Source organism: Aneurinibacillus tyrosinisolvens (genome assembly GCF_001015055.1).
GTDB lineage: Bacteria > Bacillota > Bacilli > Aneurinibacillales > Aneurinibacillaceae > Aneurinibacillus_A > Aneurinibacillus_A tyrosinisolvens.
Window position 1 is genome coordinate 1 of the sequence record NZ_BBWZ01000120.1, and the last position, 965, is coordinate 965.

General features: G+C 48.5%; 1 protein-coding gene. It reads left to right on the forward strand.

Annotated features, from left to right (window positions below; genetic code table 11):
* Positions 1–857 (forward strand): bifunctional 3-deoxy-7-phosphoheptulonate synthase/chorismate mutase (locus tag MBEAL2_RS28590; protein WP_047155562.1); only part of this gene is annotated, 857 nt, incomplete at its 5' end.
* Positions 858–965 lie beyond the last annotated feature (108 nt).

The window sequence follows — 965 nt, forward strand, 5'->3', positions numbered from 1 at the left end:
TCTTCAGTGCCTCTCTTACACTGCAAAAAGAGGATAACACTAAAGCGCTGCTTGTAAGTCGAAAGAAGAAACAGGAGGATACCGTGATAAGATTGGGGCCTATACAAATCGGGGCAGGAAACCCGATTCTTGTCGCTGGCCCGTGCTCCATAGAGTCCTACGAGCAGGTGCAGAAAGTAGGGGAAGCGCTCAAAGTGAATGGGATTCCCTTACTGCGCGGCGGAGCATTTAAACCGCGTACTTCTCCGTATGACTTCCAAGGGCTTGGCGTAGAAGGTCTACAGATTTTGCGTCGTGTGGCTGATGAACTGGGTCTGCAGGTTGTAAGTGAAATTGTAACGCCTGCTGATGTCGAGATGGCGACACACTATGTGGATATGATCCAAATTGGAGCGCGTAACATGCAGAATTTTGAACTTTTAAAAGCGGCAGGCCGCGTAAAGATCCCCGTTCTTTTAAAACGGGGTCTATCCGCTACCATCGAAGAATTCATCTATGCGGCTGAATACATTGTATCCGGCGGAAATCCACAAGTGATGCTCTGTGAGCGCGGCATTCGTACGTATGAGAAGGCCACTCGCAATACGCTGGATATTTCTGCTGTGCCCATTTTAAAACAAGAAACGCATCTTCCGGTTTTTGTTGATGTGACCCATTCTACAGGCCGTCGCGATCTTCTGCTGCCCACGGCAAAAGCAGCACTTGCGGTAGGCGCAGATGGTGTCATGGTTGAAGTCCATCCGGATCCAGATATAGCCCTTTCTGATGCGAAACAGCAAATCAACATTCCGCAATTCAATGTGTTTGTGGCTAAGCTGCGCGACTCCGGTTTATATAAAGAAAGCCCTCCGTTGTAAAACGCCACGGGTGCCTGCCACCTTTATTAAAATATCATGACTCTTTACTCAAAAAGGAGGAAGGGGAGCTTTAGGAATCTCCGTCTCGTTTCTTTATCCTGTGGCTCC